General features: G+C 72.6%; 12 protein-coding genes. 2 read left to right on the top strand and 10 right to left on the bottom strand.

Going from position 1 to position 23,634, the window contains the following annotated elements; translation table 11 throughout:
- Nucleotides 1-48: 48 nt before the first annotated feature.
- Nucleotides 49-837, bottom strand: coding sequence for a class II aldolase/adducin family protein (locus tag ABZ990_RS21175; RefSeq protein WP_361233570.1), 789 nt, complete (start codon nucleotides 835-837; stop codon nucleotides 49-51).
- A gap of 206 nt (nucleotides 838-1,043) precedes the next feature.
- Nucleotides 1,044-2,645 (bottom strand): glutamine-hydrolyzing GMP synthase, encoded by a 1,602-nt coding sequence (gene guaA, locus ABZ990_RS21170; protein ID WP_361233567.1) that lies wholly within the window; start codon nucleotides 2,643-2,645, stop codon nucleotides 1,044-1,046.
- A gap of 358 nt (nucleotides 2,646-3,003) precedes the next feature.
- On the opposite strand from guaA, the gene ABZ990_RS21165 reads away from it, so the two are divergent.
- Entirely contained in the window at nucleotides 3,004-3,294 is a 291-nt protein-coding gene (locus ABZ990_RS21165; protein ID WP_361233564.1) for a chorismate mutase, read from the top strand.
- Nucleotides 3,295-4,048: 754 nt separating this feature from the next.
- Here the strand turns inward: ABZ990_RS21165 and ABZ990_RS21160 are convergent.
- From ABZ990_RS21160 to ABZ990_RS21135, 6 genes are all read right to left on the bottom strand, one after another.
- A complete protein-coding gene (locus ABZ990_RS21160) occupies nucleotides 4,049-6,070 on the bottom strand; it encodes a GMC family oxidoreductase (protein ID WP_361233562.1) in 2,022 nt (673 codons plus the stop codon).
- 176 nt (nucleotides 6,071-6,246) lie between these two features.
- On the bottom strand, nucleotides 6,247-7,929 hold the full coding sequence (locus tag ABZ990_RS21155) for a succinic semialdehyde dehydrogenase (protein WP_361233559.1): 1,683 nt from the start codon (nucleotides 7,927-7,929) through the stop codon (nucleotides 6,247-6,249).
- A 103-nt stretch (nucleotides 7,930-8,032) separates the two neighbouring features.
- The gene (locus tag ABZ990_RS21150) at nucleotides 8,033-9,835 is read right to left on the bottom strand and encodes a serine/threonine-protein kinase (protein ID WP_361233557.1); all 1,803 of its coding nucleotides are present in this window, start codon (nucleotides 9,833-9,835) and stop codon (nucleotides 8,033-8,035) included.
- 275 nt (nucleotides 9,836-10,110) lie between these two features.
- Nucleotides 10,111-13,734, bottom strand: coding sequence for a hypothetical protein (locus ABZ990_RS21145; RefSeq protein ID WP_361233555.1), 3,624 nt, complete (start codon nucleotides 13,732-13,734; stop codon nucleotides 10,111-10,113).
- Between the two features lie 83 nt (nucleotides 13,735-13,817).
- Nucleotides 13,818-16,388 carry a protein kinase gene (locus ABZ990_RS21140; RefSeq protein ID WP_361233552.1) on the bottom strand — a complete coding sequence of 857 codons (2,571 nt, stop codon included), beginning with the start codon at nucleotides 16,386-16,388 and terminating at the stop codon, nucleotides 13,818-13,820.
- A 141-nt stretch (nucleotides 16,389-16,529) separates the two neighbouring features.
- Nucleotides 16,530-18,236, bottom strand: coding sequence for a glycerol-3-phosphate dehydrogenase/oxidase (locus tag ABZ990_RS21135; protein ID WP_361233550.1), 1,707 nt, complete (start codon nucleotides 18,234-18,236; stop codon nucleotides 16,530-16,532).
- Between the two features lie 417 nt (nucleotides 18,237-18,653).
- Here ABZ990_RS21135 and ABZ990_RS21130 point away from each other — a divergent pair, with 417 nt between their 5' ends.
- Nucleotides 18,654-19,907 (top strand): nucleotide sugar dehydrogenase, encoded by a 1,254-nt coding sequence (locus ABZ990_RS21130; protein ID WP_361233547.1) that lies wholly within the window; start codon nucleotides 18,654-18,656, stop codon nucleotides 19,905-19,907.
- 859 nt (nucleotides 19,908-20,766) lie between these two features.
- On the opposite strand, the gene ABZ990_RS21125 is transcribed toward ABZ990_RS21130, so the two are convergent.
- A complete protein-coding gene (locus ABZ990_RS21125) occupies nucleotides 20,767-21,891 on the bottom strand; it encodes a GuaB3 family IMP dehydrogenase-related protein (RefSeq protein ID WP_361233544.1) in 1,125 nt (374 codons plus the stop codon).
- Between the two features lie 109 nt (nucleotides 21,892-22,000).
- Complete coding sequence (gene guaB, locus ABZ990_RS21120) at nucleotides 22,001-23,503, bottom strand: IMP dehydrogenase (RefSeq protein ID WP_361233540.1); 1,503 nt, start codon at nucleotides 23,501-23,503, stop codon at nucleotides 22,001-22,003.
- Between the last annotated feature and the right edge of the window lie 131 nt (nucleotides 23,504-23,634).

Raw genomic sequence — 23,634 nt, 5'->3', positions numbered from 1 at the left:
GTCAGGTTCGCGACGAGGCGGCGGGTACCGGATCCCTTCCGGCAAGGCTCAGCCGAGGAGTTCGGGTTCGGTGCGGCTGATCCGGCGCCACAGGGGCTGGTAGTTGATCCAGGCGACCAGGTCGCTGCCGATCTGTTCGCGGGTGGCGACGGCGTCGCGATGGTCGATGAGGACCGGCCGGCCGGCGGCGCGGGCGGCCAGCTGGATCCCGGCGCAGCGTTCGAGGGCGATGAACCACCAGGCCGCCGCGTCGACGGTGGAGCCGACGGTGAGCAGTCCGTGGTTGCGCAGGACGAGCGCCTTGAGGGTGCCGAGGGCGCTCGCGATCCGACGGCCTTCCGCCGGGTCGACGGTGACCCCGCTGTAGGCGTCGTAGAGGGCGTGGTCCTGGTAGAACGCGCACGCCTCCTGGGTGAGCGGGTCGAGGAGTTGGCCGAGGGCGGCGAGGGCCCGTCCGTGAGGGGAGTGGAGGTGCGCGACGGCGACGACGTCCGGCCGGGCGCGGTGGACCTCGGCGTGCAGGGTGAAGGCGGCCTGGTTGACGTGGTGGGCCCCGTGGACGACCCGGCCGTCGCCGTCGACCAGGATCAGATCGCTCGCGGTGAGGTCGGCGAAGGGGGCACCGAAGGGGTTCACCCAGTAGCAGTCGGCGTGTTCGGGGTCGCGGGCGGTGAGGTGTCCGGACACCCCTTCCTCGTACCCGAACCGGCCGAAGACCCGGAGCGCGGCGGCGAGGCGCTGCCTCCGGTGGATGCGTTCCTCGGCCACCGTGGCGTGGACGGGCGGCAGGGCGAAGGGGAGCCGTTCGACGGGAACGGGCGCCGGTGTCTCGGTCATGGGCGGGAACGTAGTGCCCGGCCGGTCAACTCTCCAGAGCCCGGACGCAACCCTGTCCCGCCGCCCGGAAACGGCCGGTTCAAAGGCGCCTGCCGAAGACGTGCCCGCATCCTCGACCGGCGGCACGGGACGACGTACCCACCCGGAAACGGCGAAGCCGCCGCCCCCGGGAAGGGGACGGCGGCTTCACTGGTGCGCGGGGGAGGTCACTCCCACTCGATGGTGCCCGGCGGCTTGCTGGTCACGTCGAGGACGACGCGGTTGACGTCGTTCACCTCGTTGGTGATGCGGGTCGAGATCCGGGCGAGGACGTCGTACGGCAGGCGCGACCAGTCGGCGGTCATGGCGTCCTCGGAGGACACCGGACGCAGCACGATCGGGTGGCCGTAGGTACGGCCGTCGCCCTGGACGCCGACGGAGCGGACGTCGGCGAGCAGCACGACCGGGCACTGCCAGATCTCGCGGTCGAGACCGGCGGCCGTCAGCTCCTCGCGGGCGATGGCGTCGGCCTCACGCAGCAGGTCCAGGCGCTCCTTGGTGACCTCGCCGACGATGCGGATGCCGAGGCCGGGGCCGGGGAACGGCTGGCGCTGGACGATCTCCTCCGGCAGGCCGAGCTCCTGGCCGACCATGCGGACCTCGTCCTTGAAGAGCTGGCGCAGCGGCTCGACGAGCTCGAACTCCAGGTCCTCGGGGAGGCCGCCCACGTTGTGGTGGGACTTGATGTTGGCGGTGCCGGTGCCGCCGCCGGACTCGACGATGTCCGGGTACAGGGTGCCCTGGACGAGGAAGGCGACCTCCTCGCCGTCGGCGGCACCCTCGGCGATGATGTCGGCCTGCGCCTGCTCGAAGACGCGGATGAACTCACGCCCGATGATCTTGCGCTTGGTCTCCGGGTCGGAGACGCCGGCGAGGGCGGCGAGGAAGCGGTCCTCGGCGTCGACGACCTTCAGCTGGACGCCGGTGGCGGCCACGAAGTCCTTCTCGACCTGCTCGGTCTCGTTCTTGCGCATGAGGCCGTGGTCGACGTACACGCAGGTGAGCTGCGAGCCGATGGCCTTCTGCACGAGCGCGGCGGCCACGGCGGAGTCGACGCCGCCGGACAGACCGCAGATGGCGCGCTTGGTGCCGACCTGGGCGCGGATCGCGGCGACCTGCTCCTCGATGACGTTGCCGGTGGTCCAGCTGGGCTCGATGCCGGCGCCGCGGTAGAGGAAGTGCTCGAGGATCTGCTGGCCGTGCGTGGAGTGCAGCACCTCGGGGTGGTACTGGACGCCGTACAGCTTCTTCTCGTCGTTCTCGAAGGCGGCGACCGGCACGACGTCCGTGGACGCGGTGACGGCGAAGCCCTCGGGGGCGGCGGAGCAGGCGTCGCCGTGCGACATCCACACCGACTGCTCGACCGGGGTGCCCTCGAAGAGGGTCGAGCCGGCCTTGCTGACGTGCAGCGGGGTACGGCCGTACTCACGGGCGCCGGTGTTGTCGACGGTGCCGCCGAGCGTGGTCGCCATCAGCTGGAAGCCGTAGCACATGCCGAAGACGGGGACACCGGCCTCGAAGATCTCGCGGTCGAGACGCGGCGCACCCTCGGCGTAGACCGACGACGGACCGCCGGAGAGGATGATCGCCTTGGGGTTCTTGGCCAGCATCTCGGCCACCGGCATGGTGGACGGGACGATCTCGCTGTAGACGCGCGCCTCGCGGACGCGGCGGGCGATGAGCTGGGCGTACTGGGCGCCGAAGTCGACAACGAGGACTACGTCCGGGTTGGTGACGTCGGGCGCGCCAGCGGTGGGCGCTGATGACACTGCGGCGGCCTTCCGGCGGGAGGAGGGTTCCCCCGATAGGGGGGCTATTTGTCGATTCTACCGGCGCGCCGACGGCACGCGCCGTCTCACCATCCGGGCCCGGTGTGGCCGCCGTCTCCGCGAGGGGTTCATACTGGGGCCATGCGCAAGCTCCCGACCTTCGTCTTTACCTATGGCAACCGGCCCACCGGCTGCCATGGTCGTGCTGCTTGAGCAACTGACAAGCGACTTCCCAGGCGCCCCGGGCCGACAAGGCCCGGGGCGCTCTGCTTTTCCCGGGCATCGCCGCCCCGGGGCTCTTGGACCCGCGCCACCCCTCCCCTGACGTCCGTCCAGGCCATCACCCCAGGAGCCCCTCATGACCACGCAGACCCCCACCGAGCAGACCGGCGCCCGCACCACCGAGGCCGCACACCTGATCGGAGACGCGCGGGAGCGGATCGACACGCTCGACGACCGGATCATCGGACTGATCCAGGAACGGATGGCCGTCTCGACCGTCATCCAGGAGGCCCGGATCTCCTCCGGCGGCCGCCGGGTGAACCTGGCCCGTGAGATGGAGGTCCTCGGCCGGTTCCGGGACGCCCTCGGCAAGCCGGGCACGGCGCTCGCGATGACGATGCTGGAGCTGTGCCGGGGCCGTATCTGAGCAGGCTGTCCGCACCAGGACGGCGGCTCCCCGGCCCGGACTCCCCCGGCCCCCCCCGGCCCCGTAGCTCCCCCGCCCCACGGCAGCCGTCGGGGTCCGTCCGGCGGCGCCGGGGTGCGGTCCCGCACCCGAGTTCGGGCGGCCTCTCACCCGTACGGAGCGTGACCGGACCCCGCCCCGCTTCGTTGGTCGTGGTGTCCGTGCCAGCCAGGGGCGGGCCCGAATAGACCACGCGTGGCTTCGCTGGGGCGTGTGGCGTACCTCGGTACGCCGTGGGACCTCGCACCAGCGCATGTGACCGGACGGCAGGGGACAGCAGCCCGGTCACCCAGAAAGGGCGGTCGGTCCCGGGGACGCCCGGGGCCGACAGCCGACCGGCGAACGACCGACCCGAGACCCGCCGTCCCGCTTCCCCCCACACCCCGCACCACCACCCCTCCACCCCGCTTCCCGTGCGGCGCCCCCTCCTCCCTCGCGCCGCCGCCCCGGCACCGCCGCAGCCCTGACTCCGGTGCCTCGCACAAGGGCCCCGTACCGCGACCGGAATCGCGGTACGGGGCCCTTCCGCGTGCCCGCGCGCCCCACCCCTCACCCACGTGACGCGCGTCACATAAAGAATCCGTGAGCACGCTACAACCAATCCCCCAGGTCACCGGTCATCTATGCGGCACCACCCGAAAACCGGAGAGGCGCTGCACTCGGAGGGGGGTGCAGCGCCTCTTCTTCGTTTCCGGAATCCGTCCTGGTCCGGGGCTCAGTCGGCGGCCTCGACGGCCTCCGCCGCCTTCTCCCCGGCCTTCTCCCCGGCCTTCTCCGTGACCGTCTTCGCGGCTGCCGGCTTCTTCGCGGCTGTCGGCTTCTTCGGCGGTACGGCCGGGATTCCCAGGAACGGCAGCCGCAGCGCGCCGAACGCGCCGGCCGGGACCACTGCGGACTTGGGCTCGACGGGAGCCAGTCGCGCATATGCCTCGCCCTGACGGGGACGCGGGTCCTCCTCACCCTTGTTGGGCCAGAACGACATCGCCCGCTCCGCCTGCGCGGTGATGGTCAGCGACGGGTTGACGCCCAGGTTGGCGGAGACCGCCGCGCCGTCGACGACGGATATGCCCGGGTGGCCGTAGAGCCGGTGGTACGGGTCGATGACGCCGCTCTCCGCGTCCGCGCCGATCGGACAGCCGCCCAGGAAGTGCGCGGTGAGCGGGGTGCCCATGAGTTCGCCGATGTTGGACCCGGGGAAACCGTTGATCTCCTCGGCGAGCAGGGAAGCGGCCTGGGTCGCCTCGCGGATCTGCGTCGGGTTGGGCGCGCCGTGCCCCTGCCGCGCCGTGAGCAGGCCCTTTCCGAGGCCGCCGGGCTTGCGGTAGGTGGTCAGCGAGTTGTCCAGGGACTGCATGACCAGGCCGATGATGGTGCGCTCCGACCACTTCCGGTTGGAGAGGGAGCGGATCGCGAGCGACGGATGGCGGGCCAGGCTGAGCAGCCAGTTGCGGACCCGGTGGGCGCCGTAGGGCACCTGGAGGACGGTGAGGCTGCCCATCGAGTTGGAGCCCTTGCCGTAGCGCACCGGCTCGATGTGGGTGGTCTCGTTCGGGTGAACGGACGAGGTGATGGCGACGCCGCGGGTGAAGTCGGCCCGCTGCCCGCCGTGCCGCTTGCCGTAGCGCCGGTCGGTGGTCTGGGCGCCGACCAGGCCCTCGGAGTTGGTCCGGGTCAGCTCGCCGAGGCGGTGCGAGATCCGGGGCAGCAGCCGGGTGTCCTTCATCCGGTGGAGCAGGGTCTGGGTGCCGTACGTGCCGGCGGCGATCACGACCCGGCGGGCGGTGAAGGTGCGGCCGGCGCCCTTCTTCCGGTTGTCGGTGGGCAGGGTCTTGACCGCGTAGCCGCCGCGCGAGTCCTCGGTGACGGCCACGACGGTGGTCATCGGGTGGACCACCGCGCCCGCCTTCTCGGCGAGGTGGAGGTAGTTCTCGTTGAGGGTGTTCTTGGCGCCGTGGCGGCAGCCGGTCATGCACTCGCCGCACTCGACGCAGGCCCGGCGGGAGGGGCCGGCGCCGCCGAAGAACGGGTCGGCCACCTCGTCGCCCGGCCGCACCTTCGCCGTACCGGAGCCGCCACCGGCCCCCGCCTCACCCGTCTCCCCTTCGCCCGGCTCGCCCTCGCCCGCCTTACCCTCGCCCGGCTCCCCGGAGCGGCCCTCCTCGACCGCGTCCTTGCCGTCGCCGAAGAAGACGCCGACCGGCGCCAGGTGGAAGGTGTCGCCGATGCCCATGGCCTGGGCGGCCGCCTTGAGGTGGACATCCGACGGGGTCATCGTCGGGTTGACCCGGACGCCCAGCATCCGCTTGGCCTGGTCGTAGTACGGGGCGAGTTCGGCGCGCCAGTCGGTGATGTCCTTCCACTGCGGGTCGTCGAAGAACGGGGCGAGCGGCTCGTAGAGGGTGTTGGCGTAGTTGAGCGAGCCGCCGCCGACACCCGCGCCGGCCAGCACCATCACGTTGCCGAGCAGGTGGATGCGCTGGATGCCGTACAGACCGAGGGTGGGGGCCCACAGGAAGTTCTTCAGGTCCCACGAGTTCTTCGGCAGCTCGGAGCGCGCGAAACGGCGGCCGGCCTCCAGGACGCCGACCCGGTAGCCCTTCTCGGTCAGGCGCAGGGCCGTGACCGAGCCGCCGAAGCCGGAGCCGACCACGACGACGTCGTAGTCGTAGTCGTAGTCGTACGCGGCTTCGTACGAACCGTCCTCGTCCTGATTTCGGGCAGGGGGTACCGCGGTCATGGCTCTCCTCGTACGGAAGGGGCGGAACGAGCGGAACAGGCGACGGGACAACGGAGCGGCGGGTCGGGCGGCCGGTGACCGGTGATCCGTGACCGATCACCGGCCGACCGGCCCGCCGGCCCGCCGACCCTCGGGCCCCCGGGCCACCGGGCCACCGGGCCCCGGGCCACCAGGGGTCAGCGCAGCCGGAGCGCCTTCATCACCTTCAGGGACGTGCTCATGAAGGCGGCGTACTTCGCGTCGTCCATCCCGAAGGACGGGCCGAGCGGCAGCACCCGCTGCTGGGCGACGGTCTGTGCCTCGGTGTACTTGAGGATGCCCTCGGAGCCGTGGCGGCGGCCGAGGCCGGACTCCTTCATGCCGCCCATGGGCGACTGGACGCTGCCGTACGCTGGCGCGTATCCCTCGTTGATGTTGACGGTGCCGGTGCGCAGCCGGGCGGCGACGGCGTGGCCCCGGCGGGAGTCGGTGGTCCAGACGGAGGAGTTCAGTCCGTACGGGGTGGCGTTGGCCAGGTCGACGACCTCGTCCTCGTCCGTGAAGCGGTAGATCGAGACGACCGGGCCGAAGGTCTCCTCGGCGCAGACGGCCATCGGGGCCTCGACGCCGTCGAGGATGGTCGGCTCGAAGAAGTACGGGCCGATGTCGGGCCGGGCGACACCGCCCGCGACCAGGGTGGCGCCCTTGGCGACGGCTTCCTCGACGTGCCGGGTGACGGTCTCCAGCTGCCGGTCGCCGACCAGGCAGCCCATGTCGGCGCCGTACGCGAGGGAGTTGCCGAGCCGCATGGCCTTGGTGCGGGCGGCGAACCGGGCGACGAAGGCGTCCGCGACCGACTCGTGCACGTACAGCCGCTCGATGGAGATGCACAGCTGGCCGGCGGAGGAGAAGCAGGCGCGGACGGCGCCGGCGGCGGCCTTCTCGATGTCGGCGTCGCGCAGCACGATCATGGCGTTCTTGCCGCCGAGTTCGAGGCTGACGCCGATGAGCCGGTCGGCGGCGCCCCGGGCGACCTCGCGGCCGGTACGGGTGGAGCCGGTGAAGGAGACGTAGTCGGCGTGGCGGACGACCTCGGGGCCGACGACCGGGCCCTCACCGAGCACGACCTGGAAGACCTCGGCGGGCAGCCCGGCCTCGATCAGCAGGTCACGGGCCCACAGCGCGGTCAGGGCGGTCTCGGTGTCCGGCTTCATGACGACGGCGTTGCCGGCCACGAAGGCGGGCAGGGCGTCGCCGACCGACAGCTCCAGGGGGTAGTTCCACGGCGCGATCTGGCCGACGACCCCGCGCGGCTGGCGCAGCTCGGTCACCTTGGTGAGGGTCGGGACGACGCCGGTGTGGCGCTTGGGGCTCAGATAGGCGGGGGCCTTGCGGCCGTAGTGACGGGCCGCGACGGTGACCGCCTGGATCTCCTCGTGGGCGTGCAACCGCGCCTTGCCGGTCTCCAGCTGGATGAGGTCGAGGATCTCGGACTGGCGGGCCAGGATCAGGTCGTGGAAGCGCAGCAGCACCCCCGCGCGCGTACGCACGGGAGTGACGGCCCAGGCGACCTGGGCGGCACGCGCCCTGGCATATGCCTCGGCGACGTCCTCGGGCGTGGACTCGGGCAGGTCCGCCAGCTTGGCCCCGGTGAAGGGGGTGTGGTTGGCGGTACGGCCGGAGCCGACGACCCCGCGGGTGAGCCGGGCGACCAGCTCGGGGGTGACCACGCCGGCGGCCGTACGGGCACCGGCGGGCGCGGGCGCGACCGGGTTGGTGCCTCTGGCGCCGGTGGTTCCCGCGGCGGCCTCGCGGGCCTGGGTTCCGGAGGGAGCGGCCTCTGTGGTGCCGGAATGTTCCTGTGCCTGCGAGTCCTTCATGAGGGCGAGCGTAAGCCGCATTCGCGGCTTTGGGTACCCGTGAGTAACGCGTTTTCACCGGGTGCCCACATCGCGCCAGTGATCACTGGCATATCCGCCCTGATCAGGGGCTTACGGCGGCCGCCGGGGGTCGCCAGGACTTCTTCACCCGCTCGAACCGCTCACGCATCCGATCCTGGTCCTCCTCCGGCGCCGAGAGGTAGATCGCGTACTCGGTACCGTCGCTGCCGCTGAACACCTGGTCGATCGCGCGGCGCGGGCCGGGGTGGTGGGTCCGCTCCGTCCAGGTGAACTCCCACAGACAGGAATCGGACTCGTCGCGGAAGACGTTCCGCTCCAGCCGCACCCGCGCGTAGGCGGGAAGCCGCTCGCGCAGCTTCACCTCGACCTCCTGCATATGCAGGTACGGGTTCTCGAAGTCGGGCGACGGGTCGATGCTGACCCGGATGTGGTGCCGGCCGTTGTCGGGCGTGTAGTCGATCTGGCCGTCCCGGACCTGCCGGGTCCAGCCGTCGGGGACCAGGATGCTGAAGCCCACCGGGTCCTTGACCCGGTGCCAGCCGGCCGGGGCGTCGGCGGTCGCCTGGCCGTCTCCCGGGCTCGGGTCGGCGCTCTGGTCCCCGTCCTGGTTCGCGCTCTGGTCCGCGCCCGTACCGGTGCCGGACCCGGCGCCCGGATTCCCGGACGCGCTGTGGGTGGTGCCGTCGGCCTTGTCGTCACTGGGGTCGGCTCCGACGCCGGCCAGATGGGTCATGGTGGCGAAGACCGCACCGCCCGCGAGCAGACCCGCGACTACAGCGGCCAGGACGGCGGTGCGCCAGCGGCTGCGGGCTCGGGGCTGGGCCGGGGCGGAAGCGGCGGCAGGGGCCGAAGCGGGCGCGGTGACGGACGGGGAGGCGGAGGCCGAGGCGCCTGCGGTCGCGGAGGCGGCAGAGCGGGACTCGTCGTACGGCCGCGGGCGCGGCTCGGCGTACGGCTCCGGCAGCGGTGTCGTCGCGGACGGGGCCGCGGCGGCCCGCTCCTCCGCCGTCATCCGGCGCGTCGGCACGTACGCGTGCGCGGCGAGCGGCGTCCGCCCCTCCATCGCGTCGAGCAGCATCCGCTCAACCTCGTCCGCGCCCGGCCGCCGCTCCGGGTCCTTGCGCAGCAGGGCGACGACGACCGGGGCGAGCGGACCTGCCTTCTCCGGATACGGCGGCTCCTCGGTCACCACGGCCTGCATGGTGCTGATCGGCGAGGACCGGCGGAAGGGCGAGGTCCCCTCCACCGCCGTGTACAGCGTCGCGCCCAGCGACCACAGATCGGAGGCCGGGCCCGGATCGGCGCCCTGCACCCGTTCGGGCGCCAGATAGTCGATGGAGCCGACGAGTTCACCGGTACGGGTGATCGACGTGTCGCCCTCGACCTGCGCGATGCCGAAGTCGGTGAGCAGGACCCGTCCGTCGCGGGCGAGCAGGACGTTGCCGGGCTTCACGTCCCGGTGCAGCACCCCGGCGGTGTGCGCCGCGCGCAGGGCGCCGACGACGTGCAGACCGATCCGGGCGGCCTCGCGGGCGTCGACCGTGCCGCCCTCCTTGAGGGCGTCGGCGAGCGAGGGCCCGTCCACGTACTGCATCACGATCCACGGGCGGTCGTCGTGCTGGAGCACGTCGTGCACGGTGACCACACCCGGGTGGCTGATCCGGGCCGCGGCCCGGGCCTCCGTCTGGGTCCGGGTGTGCAGCACCCGGCGGTCGCTCTCGGTCACGTACCGACCCGCCGTCAGTTCCTTGACGGCCACGGTCCGGTGCAGGACCTCGTCGTGCGCGCGCCAGACCCGGCCCATGCCGCCGCGCCCGATGGCCTCGCCCAAGCGGTAGCGCCCGGCCAGCAGAAAACCGGTCCCGGTGCTCTCAGAATGTTCCACTTGCCCCCGCCCGTTCGCTTCGGGGACAAGCGTACGGATCACGGCCCGGAGCGCGGAACCTCGGGGCGGCACCAGCGACAACTCTGTGACAGGAAAAGGGGAAGAGACACGGGGGAACGGTGGTGCGGCCGGTCGGCGCGTGACCGAGCGCGCGATCGGACGGGCTATCGGACGGGCTATCGGACTGGCCACCGAACGGGCCACCGGGCAGGCCACCGGCGGCAGATGACACCGGCGGCATCTGCGGCGGGGCCGCTCGCGAGGCGCCCCGCCGGTCAGCGGGTGACGCGATAGCTCTTCACCGCCTGGTCGTAGACCTCGGAGATCCGGTCCCGTTCGTTGGACGGGCCGACGACCTGGACGACGTGATAGCGACCGCCCTCGATCAGGGCCAGGTTCCGGCCGACCACCTCGTGTCCGGTGCTGTCGATCCAGCTGAACGTCCCCTCCGCCATGGCCTTCTGGCCGATGTCGACGCGCCGCAGTCCGTACTGGTCGGACCAGGACGACTCGCGCCAGCGGGTGAGTTCGCGTTCCGTGTCCCGCTGGTAGCGCAGCGGGTCGTCGCCGTCGGCCTTCACGGAGTCCCGGCCGGGCACGACGATCATCGTGAAGTCGCCGTCGGTGTACCGCACTTGTCCGGCGTCGTTGATCGGGCTGCGCCGCCAGCCGCTCGGGACGCCGACCTGGAAGCCCTCGGGGTCCTTGCGCAGGGTGTAGCCGGAGGCGAGCGCCGGGTCCGAACCGCCGGAGGCAGACGGGGTGTCGGCCGGCGGCTTGGAGGCGGGCACGGAGGACGGCTGGGTGCCGCCGCCGGCGGACGGGGTGGCCGGGTCCTTCGCCGGGGGCGCGGGGGCGGAAGCGCTGCTGCTCGCCGCGCGGTCACCCTGGTCGGGGGCGCCGGCCTTGGGCATGAACACCACCGCGTACGCGACCGCCCCGCCGAGCAGCAGGACGAGCAGGACCAGCAGCACCCGGCCGACCGAGAACGGCGAGTCCGTCGTCCGCCCGGGGGCGCGGGGCTTGCGCAGGGCGCTGCGCGGTATCTCCTGGTGCGGGTCGACCGGCGTCACGTCGTAGGCCGGGTCGTACCTTGTGTCGTCGTACCTCGGGTCGTCGTACCTCGGGTCGTCGTACCTCGGGTCGTCGTACGAGGCGTCGGACGACGTGTCATATGCCGCTTCGTACGGGCGCTCGTCGTACGACGGTCTGTCATATGCCGTGTCGTCGTGGAGCAGATCGTTCAGCGAGCCTCGCGGAGAGGCGCCGGGGGACGACGGGCCGGAGAACGCCTCCGGGTCCCCAGGGTGCCCCGGATGCCCGGCGGGCTCGTACCCGGCGGTGTCGTAGCCGGTCGCGTCGTAGCCGGTCGTCTCGTACGGGTCCGTCGCGCGCAGGACCGAGTCGCGGACGTCCTGTTCGTGGAAGTCCGGCTCGTGGGAGTCCGGCTCGTGGGCATCCGTCTCGTGGAACGCGGGCTCGTACGAGGCGTTCTCGTCCGGGGCGCCGCTCTTCGCGTGCCGGTGCCGCCCGTTCTTCGTACCGCCACCGCCACCGCCCCGGCCCGCCCACCAGCGACGGCGGCGCACCAGCTCGCCGCGCTTGCGGACCAGCGGCAGCCGGGTCGCGTCGGCCGGACCCGGCGGCACGGCGCCGGTCCCGGCGTCGGGCTCCGGCGCCGAGCGCACGAGGGAGCGCAGCCAGCCGCTCAGCTCCTCGACGTCGGGCCGCTCGGTGGGGTCCTGACGCAGCAGCGACTCCACGACCGGCCGCAGCGGACCGCATTCCTCGGCGAAGGCGGGTGGCTCGGCGCAGACCAGCTGGACCAGATCGCCCGCGTTGTCCTCGGGGTACGGCGCATGGCCCTGGACGGCCCGGTAGAGGAGCGCGCCGAGGGCCCACAGGTCGGTCGCGGGGCCGATGGGCGGGGCGAGCCGCCAGTGCTCGTGCACGGGGCCGGCCTGCTCGGGGGCCCAGCGCTCGGTGACGGGACCGACGACGGCCATCCGGGTCTGCCGGGCCCGCTCGGCGGCGAGCCGGGTCACCGGTCCCCGGTAGAGGTCGGCGGCGGGCGCGCCCGCCAGGCTCTCAGCCTCGGGCGCGGAACGGGGCTCCGGGACGGCCGCCGCGTACCCGGCCGGGAGCGCGGGCGGCAGCGGGCCCGGTCCACCGCCGGCGGGCACGGAACGCCCGCTGTCACGGGAGGCGTGCGGCCCGTCGCTCCAGCTTCCGGTGAGGTACGCGCGCGGGGGCGACGGGGGCGTCCGGTCCTCGCCGTAGCCGCCCGGCTCGTCGTCGCCGTCGTCGCTGTCGTCGCCGTCGTCATCAGTTGGCCGCGACCACCACTGCGGCCCGGCGGGCACAGCCGGCGGGGCCGGGGCCGGCTCCTGGGCCTGCGGCAGAGGCAGGGCCGGGGTCGCGGTCGGGGTCGAGGACTGCGGGGCCTGTGGGGTCTGTGGGGTCTGCGGTGACGGCGTGGCCGGGCGCTGGATCGGGAGCGCGCCGGTCTCGCCGATCCGGGCCGCGGCCCGCGCGCCCGCCCGGTAGGCGGCGATGGCTCCGGCCCGGACCGCCCGTACCTCGGCGGTGGCCGGCACCGCGCCCGGCGGTGCGACCCGCTCGGCGGGCGGTTCGGGCCGCGCGGCGGCGCGCCCGGCACCGTACGGCGTGCCCCCGTGCGGGCCGTATCCGGTCCCGCTCGAAGCCCCGGGCACCTCCGGCTCCCGCGGCCCCTCCGGCTCGGGCCGCTCGTCGGACTCGCCCTGGCCGGCGCCGTCTTCGGACGGGTACGGCTCCAGCGCGTACCCACCGGTCCCGGCGGACGCGAGGCCCTCGGCCTCGACGTGGTCCGCGTACACCGCGTGTTCGGCGTATCCGACCGGCTCGGCCCACTCGGCCCGCTCGGTGCGCGGGACGAAGACGGCGTCCTCTCCGTACCCGACGTGCTCGGTCTTCTCGAGGTACACGACCGGCTCGGCCTGCTCGGCCCGCTCGATGTACAGGGCGTCCTCGGCGTACCCGGCGCCCTCCCCCTCGTCCTCGCCCGGCCCTGCGTATCCCGCGCCGCCGGCATCCGCCTCATCCGCGTACTCGGCATGGTCGGCGTGGTCCGCGTGGCCGGCGTACTCGTCATGCTCCGCGTATGCGGCGGACTCGGCAGACTCGGCGTACTCGATGTCGTCGGGTGGTCCCGCGTGCGGGAACTCGTCCGGCGGCGGCACCGGCGCGTACCCGCACAGGGCCTCCTCGGCCGCTCCCGCGGCGAGGCCGGTCAGGACCACCCGGCCGTCCTCGCAGACGAGGACGGTGCGGGCGGTGACATTGCGATGGGTCCAGCCGAAGGCGTGGAGCGTGCGCAGCGCGGTGAGGAGATCGGCCCCGATCTCGGCCGCGCGGTAGGGGCTGAGCGGGCCCATGGCGAGGAGTTCGGCGAGCGGGGCGGCGGCGACGAACTCGCTGACTATCCACAGCGATCCGGCCTCGGCGAACACATCAAAGACCTGTTCGAGGCGCGGATGGTCGGGGATGCGGGCGGCGGCCTGGGCCGCCTCGACGGCGCGGCGCACGACCGGGTCGGCCGGTCTGCGGGTGGCCCGCCCGGCGCCCGGACCGGTGCCGGTGCCGGTGCCGGTGCCGGTGTGCGGGCCGCGGCCGGCGCCCGGCTCCGGATCGCCGAAGTCCGCGGCATCGGCCGGCTCGACGACCTCGGCGTCGACGACCTCCGGCAGCGGCACCTGACGGATCCGCACTTCCTGGCCGCTGTAGGTGTCGAACGCGCGCGTCTCGACCAGGTCGTAGACGGCGGAGTACGCGTACGGATCGGTAGGCCCGTCCGGATCGGGCGGCGGCAACGGCAGACGGTAACGGTCCGCGAGCACTCTTCCCGCGTAGTCGTCCACGACGCCTCCCCACGCGCCCGCCGTGCCCCGTGCCCCGCAGCAGCGGCCGGACGGGGCTTTTCAGGACACGATACGTCCGCGCGTCAGTCCTTGGGGCCGAACGTCGCGAACGCGGTCTCCCGCAGCGTCTTGCACTCCGGTTCGTCCCACGCGTCGGCCCGGCAGCTGACCATGATCGAGTAGCCGTGATCGGCGTCGACCTTGAAGCCCCGGTTGAGCACCCGGATCCGCTGGCCGCCCTGCGTGCGCTCGAACTCCCAGTCGGCGACGGTCGGGTAGCCCTTGTACGAGACCGTGCGGATGCCCAGGTGCCGGTAGCCGTTGCTGGTGGCGGCGACGGCGGCGCGGGCGGCGTTCCAGGCGGCGGCCGCGTCGTCCTTGGGACTGCCGTTGAAGTCGACCTGGACGCGCGGGAACGCGCCCGAGGAGGCGTTGAAGATGCCGCCGGAGTTCCGGCCCGCGATCGCGGTGAGCTTGAAGGACTCGGGCATCGCCATCGTGAAGTGGAACCGGTCGTTGGTGACCTGGTGGTACCCGTCGGGCAGCTTGGCGGCGGAACCGCCGTCGCCCGTGCCGCCGGAACCCTTCGTGTCGTCGCCGCCCTTGCCCGCCCCCTTGCCCTCGCCGTCGCCGGAGGTGCCGGAGGAGGTGCCGGAGGGCTGGGTGCCGCCCGGGCCGCCGCCGTCGGCGGACGGCTTGCCGCCGCCCTGCTCCTCGGGGGCGCTCGGGGTGGTGTCGGCCGTGTTCCGGCCGTCGGCTCCGGCCGAGGCACTGCCCGCGGTGGCGGTGGTGGCGCCACCGGTCCCGCCGCCCTTGCCCTGTTCGGTGCCGTCGCCGCCACCGCCGAGGGCGACGTAGAGGATCGTGCCGAGCAGTGCGGCGACCACGACCGCGGCGATGATCACCAGGGTCCGGCGCGGGACGACATCGGTGAGCGACGCCTTGGCGGGCCCGGCCGCGGGCCGGCCGCCGGGCCGTGCGGCCGGGGCGACCGGAGTCCCCCTGGGAGGCGTGGGGGTGGCGGCCGCGTTCCGTACCGACTTCAGGGCACCGCGCAGCCGCTCGGCCGTCGCCTCGCCGGGAGCCTTGTCACGACCCGTCTTCCGGTTGCCGGACGCGGCCGGGGCGGTCGCCGGGCGCTCGGGGAGCTGCGGCAGCGGGATCATCCGGGTCGCCTCGGCGGACGGCTCGGGCGCCGCCTCCGGCGCGTCGAGCACGGCGCGCAGCAGAGCCCGGGCACCGGCGTCGTCGAGCCGCTCGTCGGGGTCCTTGGCGAGCAGCCCGTAGATGACCTTGGTCAGCTCCGGGCCCGCGTTCTTCGGCGGGTCGACGGGCTCGGTCATCACGGCGGTGAGCGTGGCGATCGCGGAGCCCTTGTCGTAGGGCGGGCTGCCCTCGACGGCCGCGTAGATCAGTCCGCCGAGCGACCAGAGGTCGGCGGCCGGGCCCGGCTTGTGGCCGCGGGCACGCTCGGGCGAGATGTACGAGGGGGCGCCGACGAGCATGCCGGTGGAGGTGATCGAGGGGTCGCCCTCGACCTGGGCGATACCGAAGTCGGTGAGGACGACCCGGCCGTCGTCGTCGATGAGCACGTTGGACGGCTTCACGTCGCGGTGCAGGATGCCTTCGCGGTGCGCGGAGCGCAGCACGTCGAGGATGGCGAGTCCGACCTCGGCGGCGCGGTGCGGGGTGAGCGTGCCGTCCTCGCGGATGGCCTCGGCGAGGGACTTGCCCCCGATGAGCTCCATGACGATCCACGGACGGTCGTCCTCGTCGACGACGTCGTAGACGGTGACGGCGCCGTTATTGCGCACCCGGGCGATGGCCTTGGCCTCGCGGAGGGTACGGGTGATGAGGCGTCGCTTCTCGTCCTCGTCGATGCTGGTGGGGAAGCGCAGTTCCTTGACGGCGACGGTACGGCCGAGCGTCTCGTCGACGGCGCGCCACACGGTGCCCATGCCGCCGCGGCCGAGGACATCGCCGAGCCGGTAGCGCCCGGCGAGCAGCCTGCCCTCGGCGGACGCGGCGTCAGCGGACTTGCCGCGGCGGGCCGTTCCGGACGCGTCGGAGCCGAATCCGGCGGCCGGAGCGGCCCCGTCGGTCGACCCTCCGGCGGCGCTCTTGCCCCGCCTCTCGGACACGGACGCGGCAGCGCTCGCGGTCTTGGGCTTGGGCTTGGGCTCGTCCTTGGGCTCGTCCTTGGGCTCGTCCTTGGGCTCGTCCTTGGGCTCGTCCTTGGGCTCGACCTCTGCCTTGTCCTCGGCCTTGCCCTCTGCCTTGTTCTCCGTGCCCTCCGGGCCCTCGGTGACCGCCTCGCTCGCTGCGGCTTCACCCTTGACCCAGGAGACGCCCCCGGCAGCCGACTCCGGCTCAGCCGCACCCGTACGACGAAGGTCTGACGGCGCATCGGCACCGGACGCGTCCACGTCCTCGCCCGCCGCCTCGCCCGTCACCTTGTCCGCGGCCTCCCCCGCCGCCTTCTCCGCGCGCGGGGCATCGGCCGTCGGCGCGGGCTTCGGCTCGGCCGCTTCCTTGTTCCGTTCCGCCGCGCGGGGCGCGGGGACCGCGCCCCGTTCGCCGTCGGTGGCGGCGCCCGTGGCGGCGTCCCGCCGGGGGTCCTGCCCCGTGTTCCGCGACTGCTCCGCCTCCGACATGCGTCCCCTCTGCGATCCTGTTTCTCGCCCGCGTCCCGGAGCTCCCGCGCAATGCGGCAACCCGCCCTGGAAGAGAGCCCATTGTCCCTCACTCCAGGACCTCCGACTCCCCCGGGTCCGCACTCCGGGGAGCCCACCTGCTCAGATCGGCACGATGTCCGGTGCTCCGAGGCGGGCCGCGTCCGCCGTCAGGTCATCGGGCTGACGCTGTGATTCACATTCCGCCTCGACCCGCTTTTCGTAGTGTTCGACCTCTTTGTCGACCTGCTCGGAATCCCAGCCGAGCACCGGGGCCATGAGCGCGGCGCACTCGCGGGCGCTGCGCGTGCCCCGGTCGAAGGTCTCGATGGAGATGCGGGTCCGCCGGGTCAGCACGTCGTCGAGATGCCGGGCGCCCTCGTGGGACGCGGCGTACACGATCTCGGCTCTCAGGTAGTCCTCGGCGGCCGGCAGGGGCTTGCCGAGGGCGGGGTCGGCGGCGACGAGATCGAGGATCTCCTCCGTCAGGGAGCCGTAACGGTCGAGGAGATGCTCGACCCGGGCCACGTGCAGTCCGGTGCGGGCGGCGATGCCGGCGCGGGCGTTCCACAGCGCCCGGTAGCCCTCGGCACCGAGCAGCGGGGTGACCTCGGTGACGCAGGCGGCGACCCGCTTGTCGAGCCCGTGGACGGCCTCGTCGACCGCGTCCTTCGCCATCACGCGGTACGTCGTGTACTTGCCGCCGGCGACCACGACCAGTCCGGGCACGGGATGCGCGACGGTGTGCTCGCGGGACAGTTTGCTGGTGGCGTCGGACTCGCCGGCGAGCAGGGGCCGCAGCCCCGCGTAGACGCCCTCGACGTCGTCGCGGGTGAGCGGGGTGTGGAGCACGCTGTTCACGTGCTCCAGGAGGTAGTCGATGTCGGCGCTGGACGCCGCCGGGTGGGCCTTGTCGAGGTCCCAGTCGGTGTCGGTGGTGCCGATGATCCAGTGCCGGCCCCAGGGGATGACGAACAGGACGGACTTCTCGGTGCGCAGGATGAGTCCGGTGGCGGAGTGGACCCGGTCCTTGGGCACGACCAGGTGGATGCCCTTGGAGGCACGCACGTGGAACTGGCCGCGCTCGCCGATCAGCGCCTGCGTGTCGTCCGTCCACACGCCCGTCGCGTTGACGATCTGGCGGGCCCGGATCTCGTACGAACCGCCGGTCTCGACGTCCTGGACCCGGGCGCCGACGACCCGCTCCCCCTCGCGGAGGAAGCCGGTGACCCGGGCCCGGTTGGCGACCTCGGCGCCGTAGCTCGCGGCGGTGCGGACCAGCGTGGCGACGAAGCGGGCGTCGTCCATCTGGGCGTCGTAGTACTGAAGGGCGCCGACCAGGGCGTCCTTCTTGAGGCAGGGGGCGACGCGCAGGGCGCGCCGCCGGCTGAGGTGGCGGTGGACGGGCAGCCCCCGGCCGTGGCCGGAGGAGACGGACATCGCGTCGTACAGCGCGACGCCGGAGCCCGCGTACAGCCGCTCCCAGCCCTTGTGCCGGAGCGGGTAGAGGAACGGCACGGGTTTGACCAGGTGCGGGGCGAGCCGTTCGAGGAGCAGACCGCGCTCCTTCAGGGCCTCGCGGACGAGTGCGAAGTCCAGCATCTCCAGATAGCGCAGTCCGCCGTGGATGAGCTTGCTCGACCGGCTGGAGGTGCCGGACGCCCAGTCGCGGGCCTCGACGAGCGCGGTCGAGAGCCCTCGGGTGACGGCGTCGAGGGCGATGCCCGCGCCGACGACTCCGCCCCCGACGACAAGGATGTCCAGTTCGCGTTCGGTCATGGCCGTGAGCGCCGCGGCGCGCTCGGTGGGTCCCAGTGTCGCTGTCCGCACGTCGACCGCCTCCCGTCGTCCCCTGTCTCTCGGCAGAGCCGGACCCGGCACGGGCCACCACGGCGACGCGACCGCGCCGACCGCGGCGACTTCGCCGGCGGCCGAGGAACCGCCCCGACACCATCCCGGCACCTCCCGGCCGCGACCCGACCGGGGCCCGACCGAGACCGGCGTCGCCGCGCCTCCCGCACCGCCGCATCGCCGTACGAATCCGGCTCACAGACTCGATTCTGTCCTGGCTCCCCGACTTCAGCCACCGCCTCCGCCCAGCCTGTGGATAACACTCGGCGACGTTCACCCTCGCAATGCCACATATCGGTCATATTTACGCTTAGTCTGACATCGCGTCGACTCCCTTCGGTCCACCGGGGTTGCGCGTCGCATCCCCTCCGGCTACTGGGAAGGACGGCCCACTCCATGCCCGCTGATCTCGCCGTCATCGGCCTCGGCCACCACGGACTCCCCCTCGCCCAGGCAGCCACCACGGCCGGCGTCGGCACCATCGGCTACGACACCGACCCCCGCGCCGTCACCGAACTCGCCGCGGGCCGCTCCCCCGTCGACGGCTCCCTCACCGCCGCCGAGATCCGCCGGATGCTCTCCGCCGGCTTCCGGCCCACCACCGACCCCGCCGAACTCGGCCGGGTCCGCACCGCCGTCATCTGCGCCCCCACCCCACCCGGCCCCGACGGCGCCCTCGACCTCACCGCCGTCACCGACGCCGCCCGCGCGCTCGCCGCCCGGCTGCGCCCCCACACCACCGTGCTCCTGGAATCCCCCGTACCGCCCGGCACCACCGAGGGCCCGCTGCGCGACATCCTGGAGACCGGCTCACGGCTGCGCGCCGGACGCGACTTCCACCTGGCGTACTCCCCCGGCCGCCTCGACCCCGGCAGCAGCACCCATGGCCGCACCCGGGGCCTCGCCGCCATCCCCAAGGTGATCGGCGGTCTGACCCCCGCCTGCACCGAGTCCGCCGCCGCCTTCTACGGCCGCCTCACGGACAAGGTCGTCCGCGCCCGCGGCCCGCGCGAGGCCGAGACGGTCAAGCTCCTGGAGACCAACTTCCGGCACGTCAACATCGCCCTCGTCAACGAGATGGCCGTGCTCTGCCACGAGCTGGGTGTCGACCTCTGGGACGTCATCCGCTGCGCCGAGACCAAGCCCTTCGGTTTCCAGGCCTTCCGCCCCGGCCCCGGCGTCGGCGGCCACGGCGTCCCCGTGGACACCGTCGACGGCCACCGCCCGCTGCGCCTGGTCGAACTCGCCGGCCAGGTCAACGAGCGCATGCCCGCCTATGTCGTCCAGCGCTCCGCCACGCTCCTCAACGAACACGGCAAGTCCGCGCGCGGGGCCCGGGTCCTCCTGCTCGGCATCACCTACAAGCCCGATCTCGCCGACCGCCAGGGCTCACCGGCCGAGGAGATCGCCTGCCGCCTGATGGACCTCGGCGCGACGGTCAGCTACCACGACCCGTACGCCCAGGACTGGCGCGTCCGCGACCGTCCCGTCCCTCGCGCCGACTCCCTCTACGAGGCCGCCGCCCACGCCGACCTGACCATCCTGCTCCAGCACCACCGCACGTACGACCTCCAGGGCCTGTCCGTGAAGGCCCAGCTCCTCCTGGACACCCGCGGCGCCACCCCGATGGGCGCGGCGCACCGGCTCTAGAGGGGGCGCGCGCCCGGGCCCACGCTCCACGGGACCGCTGCCGGTCAGACCCCGGTCCGGTACCGTACGAAACAGGTGGGGCCCACCACAGAAATTGGTCGCTGCGATGGGCTCCTGGATGGTGCACGGAGTGTCCGCCCCTAGTGCGTATGGGGGCGGCCGCTCACGTCCGCCCCTACTGTGTTTGGGGACGGCCGCTCACCATCCGAAAATCCGCGAGATCCACCTCCTCCGACACTTCACCGTCCACTGGCGGGTCGGTCCCGGCGGGTCTTGTGGCCGCAGAAAGCCGGACGCCGCCCCAGGCCGTGTCCGGTACGTTAAAAAGGTGGAGCCCACCGCAGAATGGGTATCTGCGATGGGCTCCAGGATGGTGCACGGAGTGTCCGCCCCTAGTGTGTGTGGGGGCGGCCGCTCACCATCCGAAAATCCGCAAGATCCACCTCCTCCGACACTTCACCGTCCACTGACGGATTCGATCCCGGCGGGTGGGCCTGCGGTGACGTCCCATGGGCACGCCCCCTTCCGCGCTGCCGCCCAGTGACCCGGTGAGCGGCTCCGTTGGACATCGGGCCGGGCCCCGAGGGCGAGGTCCGGATACGCGTCCTGTGGAAGGGGGCGGCCCCACACAGCAGGGGCGCCGGAAAAGACGCTACCGCCCAAAATCGGCGACTCCGCTCGTATTCGCCCCGAAAGCAACCGCGCGCCCCCTGATCACGCAACGCGCCCCCGTCATATGCCATGCCACGGCACCCGGACACGCGAAAGCCCCGCACCACCATCGGTGGATACGGGGCCTCCGTACGTACGTGTGCCTGCGTCCTGCGTCCCGCGTCCTGCGACGAGGTACGCGCGCGGGTCAGCGCTTGTGCTGGGCGTCCGCGACCGTGACCTCGACGCGCTGGAATTCCTTCAGCTCGCTGTAGCCGGTCGTGGCCATCGCGCGGCGCAGGGCGCCGAAGAAGTTCATCGAGCCGTCGGGGGTGTGCGACGGGCCGGTGAGGATCTCCTCGGTGGTGCCGACGATGCCGAGGTCGACCAGCTTGCCGCGCGGCACGTCCTCGTGGACGGCCTCCATGCCCCAGTGGTGTCCCTTGCCGGGGGCGTCGGTGGCGCGGGCCAGCGGGGAGCCGATCATGACGGAGTCGGCACCACAGGCGATGGCCTTGGGCAGGTCGCCGGACCAGCCCACGCCGCCGTCGGCGATCACGTGGACATAGCGGCCGCCGGACTCGTCCATGTAGTCGCGGCGGGCGGCGGCCACATCCGCGACGGCGGTGGCCATCGGGACCTGGATGCCGAGCACGTTGCGGGTGGTGTGCGCGGCGCCACCGCCGAAGCCGACGAGGACACCGGCCGCGCCGGTGCGCATGAGGTGCAGGGCGGCGGTGTACGTGGCGCAGCCGCCGACGATGACCGGGACGTCGAGCTCGTAGATGAACTGCTTGAGGTTCAGCGGCTCGGCGGCGCCGGAGACGTGCTCGGCGGAGACGGTCGTGCCGCGGATGACGAAGATGTCCACGCCCGCGTCGACGACGGCCTTGGAGAACTGCGCGGTGCGCTGCGGGGAGAGCGCGGCGGCGGTGACCACACCCGCGTCGCGCACCTCCTTGATGCGCTGCCCGATCAGCTCTTCGCGGATCGGCGCGGCGTAGATCTCCTGCAGACGGCGGGTCGCGGTGGCCTCGTCCAGCTCGGCGATCTCGTCGAGCAGCGGCTGCGGGTCCTCGTAGCGGGTCCACAGACCCTCGAGGTTCAGCACGCCGAGGCCGCCCAGCTCGCCGATGCGGATGGCGGTCTGCGGCGAGACGACCGAGTCCATGGGGGCGGCCAGGAACGGCAGCTCGAAGCGGTAGGCGTCGATCTGCCAGGCGATCGAGACCTCCTTCGGGTCCCGGGTGCGCCGGCTCGGTACGACGGCGATGTCGTCGAACGCGTACGCCCTGCGGCCGCGCTTGCCGCGCCCGATCTCGATCTCAGTCACGTGTGTGTGGCCTTTCCCTCTGTGTCTGCGCCTACCAGTATCCCCGAAACACGCACAAGGGGCGGCTCCGGCCGTGCGCCGGAGCCGCCCCCTGCCGCGTGAGACGCGGTTACCGCTTGTTGCTGTAGTTCGGTGCCTCGACGGTCATCTGAATGTCGTGCGGGTGGCTCTCCTTGAGGCCCGCCGAGGTGATCCGGACGAACCGGCCCCGCTCCTGGACCTCGGGAACGGTGCGGCCGCCGACGTAGAACATCGACTGGCGCAGACCGCCGACCAGCTGGTGCACGACCGAGGCGAGCGGGCCGCGGTAGGGCACCTGGCCCTCGATGCCCTCGGGGATCAGCTGCTCGTCGGAGGCGACGCCCTCCTGGAAGTAGCGGTCCTTGGAGAAGGACTTGCGGTCGCCGCGGGTCTGCATCGCGCCCAGCGAGCCCATGCCGCGGTACGACTTGAACTGCTTGCCGTTGATGAAGAGCAGCTCGCCCGGGGACTCCTCACAGCCCGCGAGGAGCGAGCCGAGCATCACGGTGTCGGCGCCCGCGACGAGCGCCTTCGCGATGTCGCCGGAGTACTGCAGGCCGCCGTCGCCGATGACCGGGACACCGGCCGCCTTGGCGGCGAGCGACGCCTCGTAGATGGCGGTGACCTGCGGGACGCCGACACCGGCGACCACACGGGTGGTGCAGATGGAGCCCGGGCCGACACCGACCTTGATGCCGTCGGCACCGGCGTCGACGAGCGCCTGGGCGCCGTCGCGGGTGGCGACGTTGCCGCCGATGACGTCCACCGAGGCGTTCGACTTGATCTTGGCGATCATGTCGCCGACCAGGCGGGAGTGACCGTGGGCGGTGTCGACGACGATGAAGTCGACGCCGGCCTCGATCAGGGCCTGGGCGCGCTCGTAGGAGTCACCGGCGACGCCGACGGCCGCGCCGACGAGCAGCCGGCCGCTCGCGTCCTTGGCGGCGTTCGGGTACTTCTCGGCCTTGACGAAGTCCTTGACCGTGATGAGGCCCTTGAGCAGACCGGACTCGTCGACGAGCGGAAGCTTCTCGATCTTGTGGCGGCGCAGCAGCTCCATGGCGTCCATGCCGGAGATGCCGACCTTGCCCGTGACCAGCGGCATCGGGGTCATGACCTCGCGCACCTGGCGGCTGCGGTCCGACTCGAAGGCCATGTCACGGTTGGTGACGATGCCGAGCAGCTTGCCCGCCGGGTCGGTGACCGGGACACCGCTGATGCGGAACTTCGCGCAGATGGCGTCGGCCTCGGCGAGCGTGGCGTCCGGGTGCACGGTGATCGGGTCGGTGACCATGCCCGACTCGGAGCGCTTCACCAGGTCGACCTGGTTGGCCTGGTCGGCGATGGAGAGGTTGCGGTGCAGCACGCCGACGCCGCCCTGGCGGGCCATGGCGATGGCCATCCGGGACTCGGTGACCTTGTCCATCGCGGCGGACAGCAGCGGGACGTTCACCCGTACGTTCTTCGAGATGTACGAGGAGGTGTCGATCTGGTCGGGCGCCATGTCGGAGACACCCGGCAGCAGCAGCACATCGTCGTAGGTCAGCCCGAGTGTCGCGAATTTCTCGGGCACTCCGTCGATGTTGGTCATGACACCTTCCCCAAACGCCTTGATCGGTGCGGATGTCCATGCTAACGGCCTAAGGCCGCGTCTCATTCCACGAACAAGATCACCAAGGACATTTGTACGAAACTATGTGGCAAGGAGCGCCGACGACCGGC

Origin of the sequence: Streptomyces sp. NPDC046203 (assembly GCF_040646255.1) — a bacterium.
GTDB lineage: Bacteria > Actinomycetota > Actinomycetes > Streptomycetales > Streptomycetaceae > Streptomyces.
This window is presented reverse-complemented; position numbering and strand designations above follow the sequence as displayed.

Excerpts from the sequence above, each read along its gene's own strand:
- ABZ990_RS21130 (WP_361233547.1), top strand. The coding sequence starts at position 18,654 with ATGCCCGCTGATCTCGCCGTCATCGGCCTCGGCCACCACGGACTCCCC.
- guaB (WP_361233540.1), bottom strand. The coding sequence starts at position 23,503 with ATGACCAACATCGACGGAGTGCCCGAGAAATTCGCGACACTCGGGCTG.
- ABZ990_RS21140 (WP_361233552.1), bottom strand. The coding sequence starts at position 16,388 with ATGTCGGAGGCGGAGCAGTCGCGGAACACGGGGCAGGACCCCCGGCGG.
- ABZ990_RS21175 (WP_361233570.1), bottom strand. The coding sequence starts at position 837 with ATGACCGAGACACCGGCGCCCGTTCCCGTCGAACGGCTCCCCTTCGCC.
- ABZ990_RS21165 (WP_361233564.1), top strand. The coding sequence starts at position 3,004 with ATGACCACGCAGACCCCCACCGAGCAGACCGGCGCCCGCACCACCGAG.
- ABZ990_RS21160 (WP_361233562.1), bottom strand. The coding sequence starts at position 6,070 with ATGACCGCGGTACCCCCTGCCCGAAATCAGGACGAGGACGGTTCGTAC.
- ABZ990_RS21155 (WP_361233559.1), bottom strand. The coding sequence starts at position 7,929 with ATGAAGGACTCGCAGGCACAGGAACATTCCGGCACCACAGAGGCCGCT.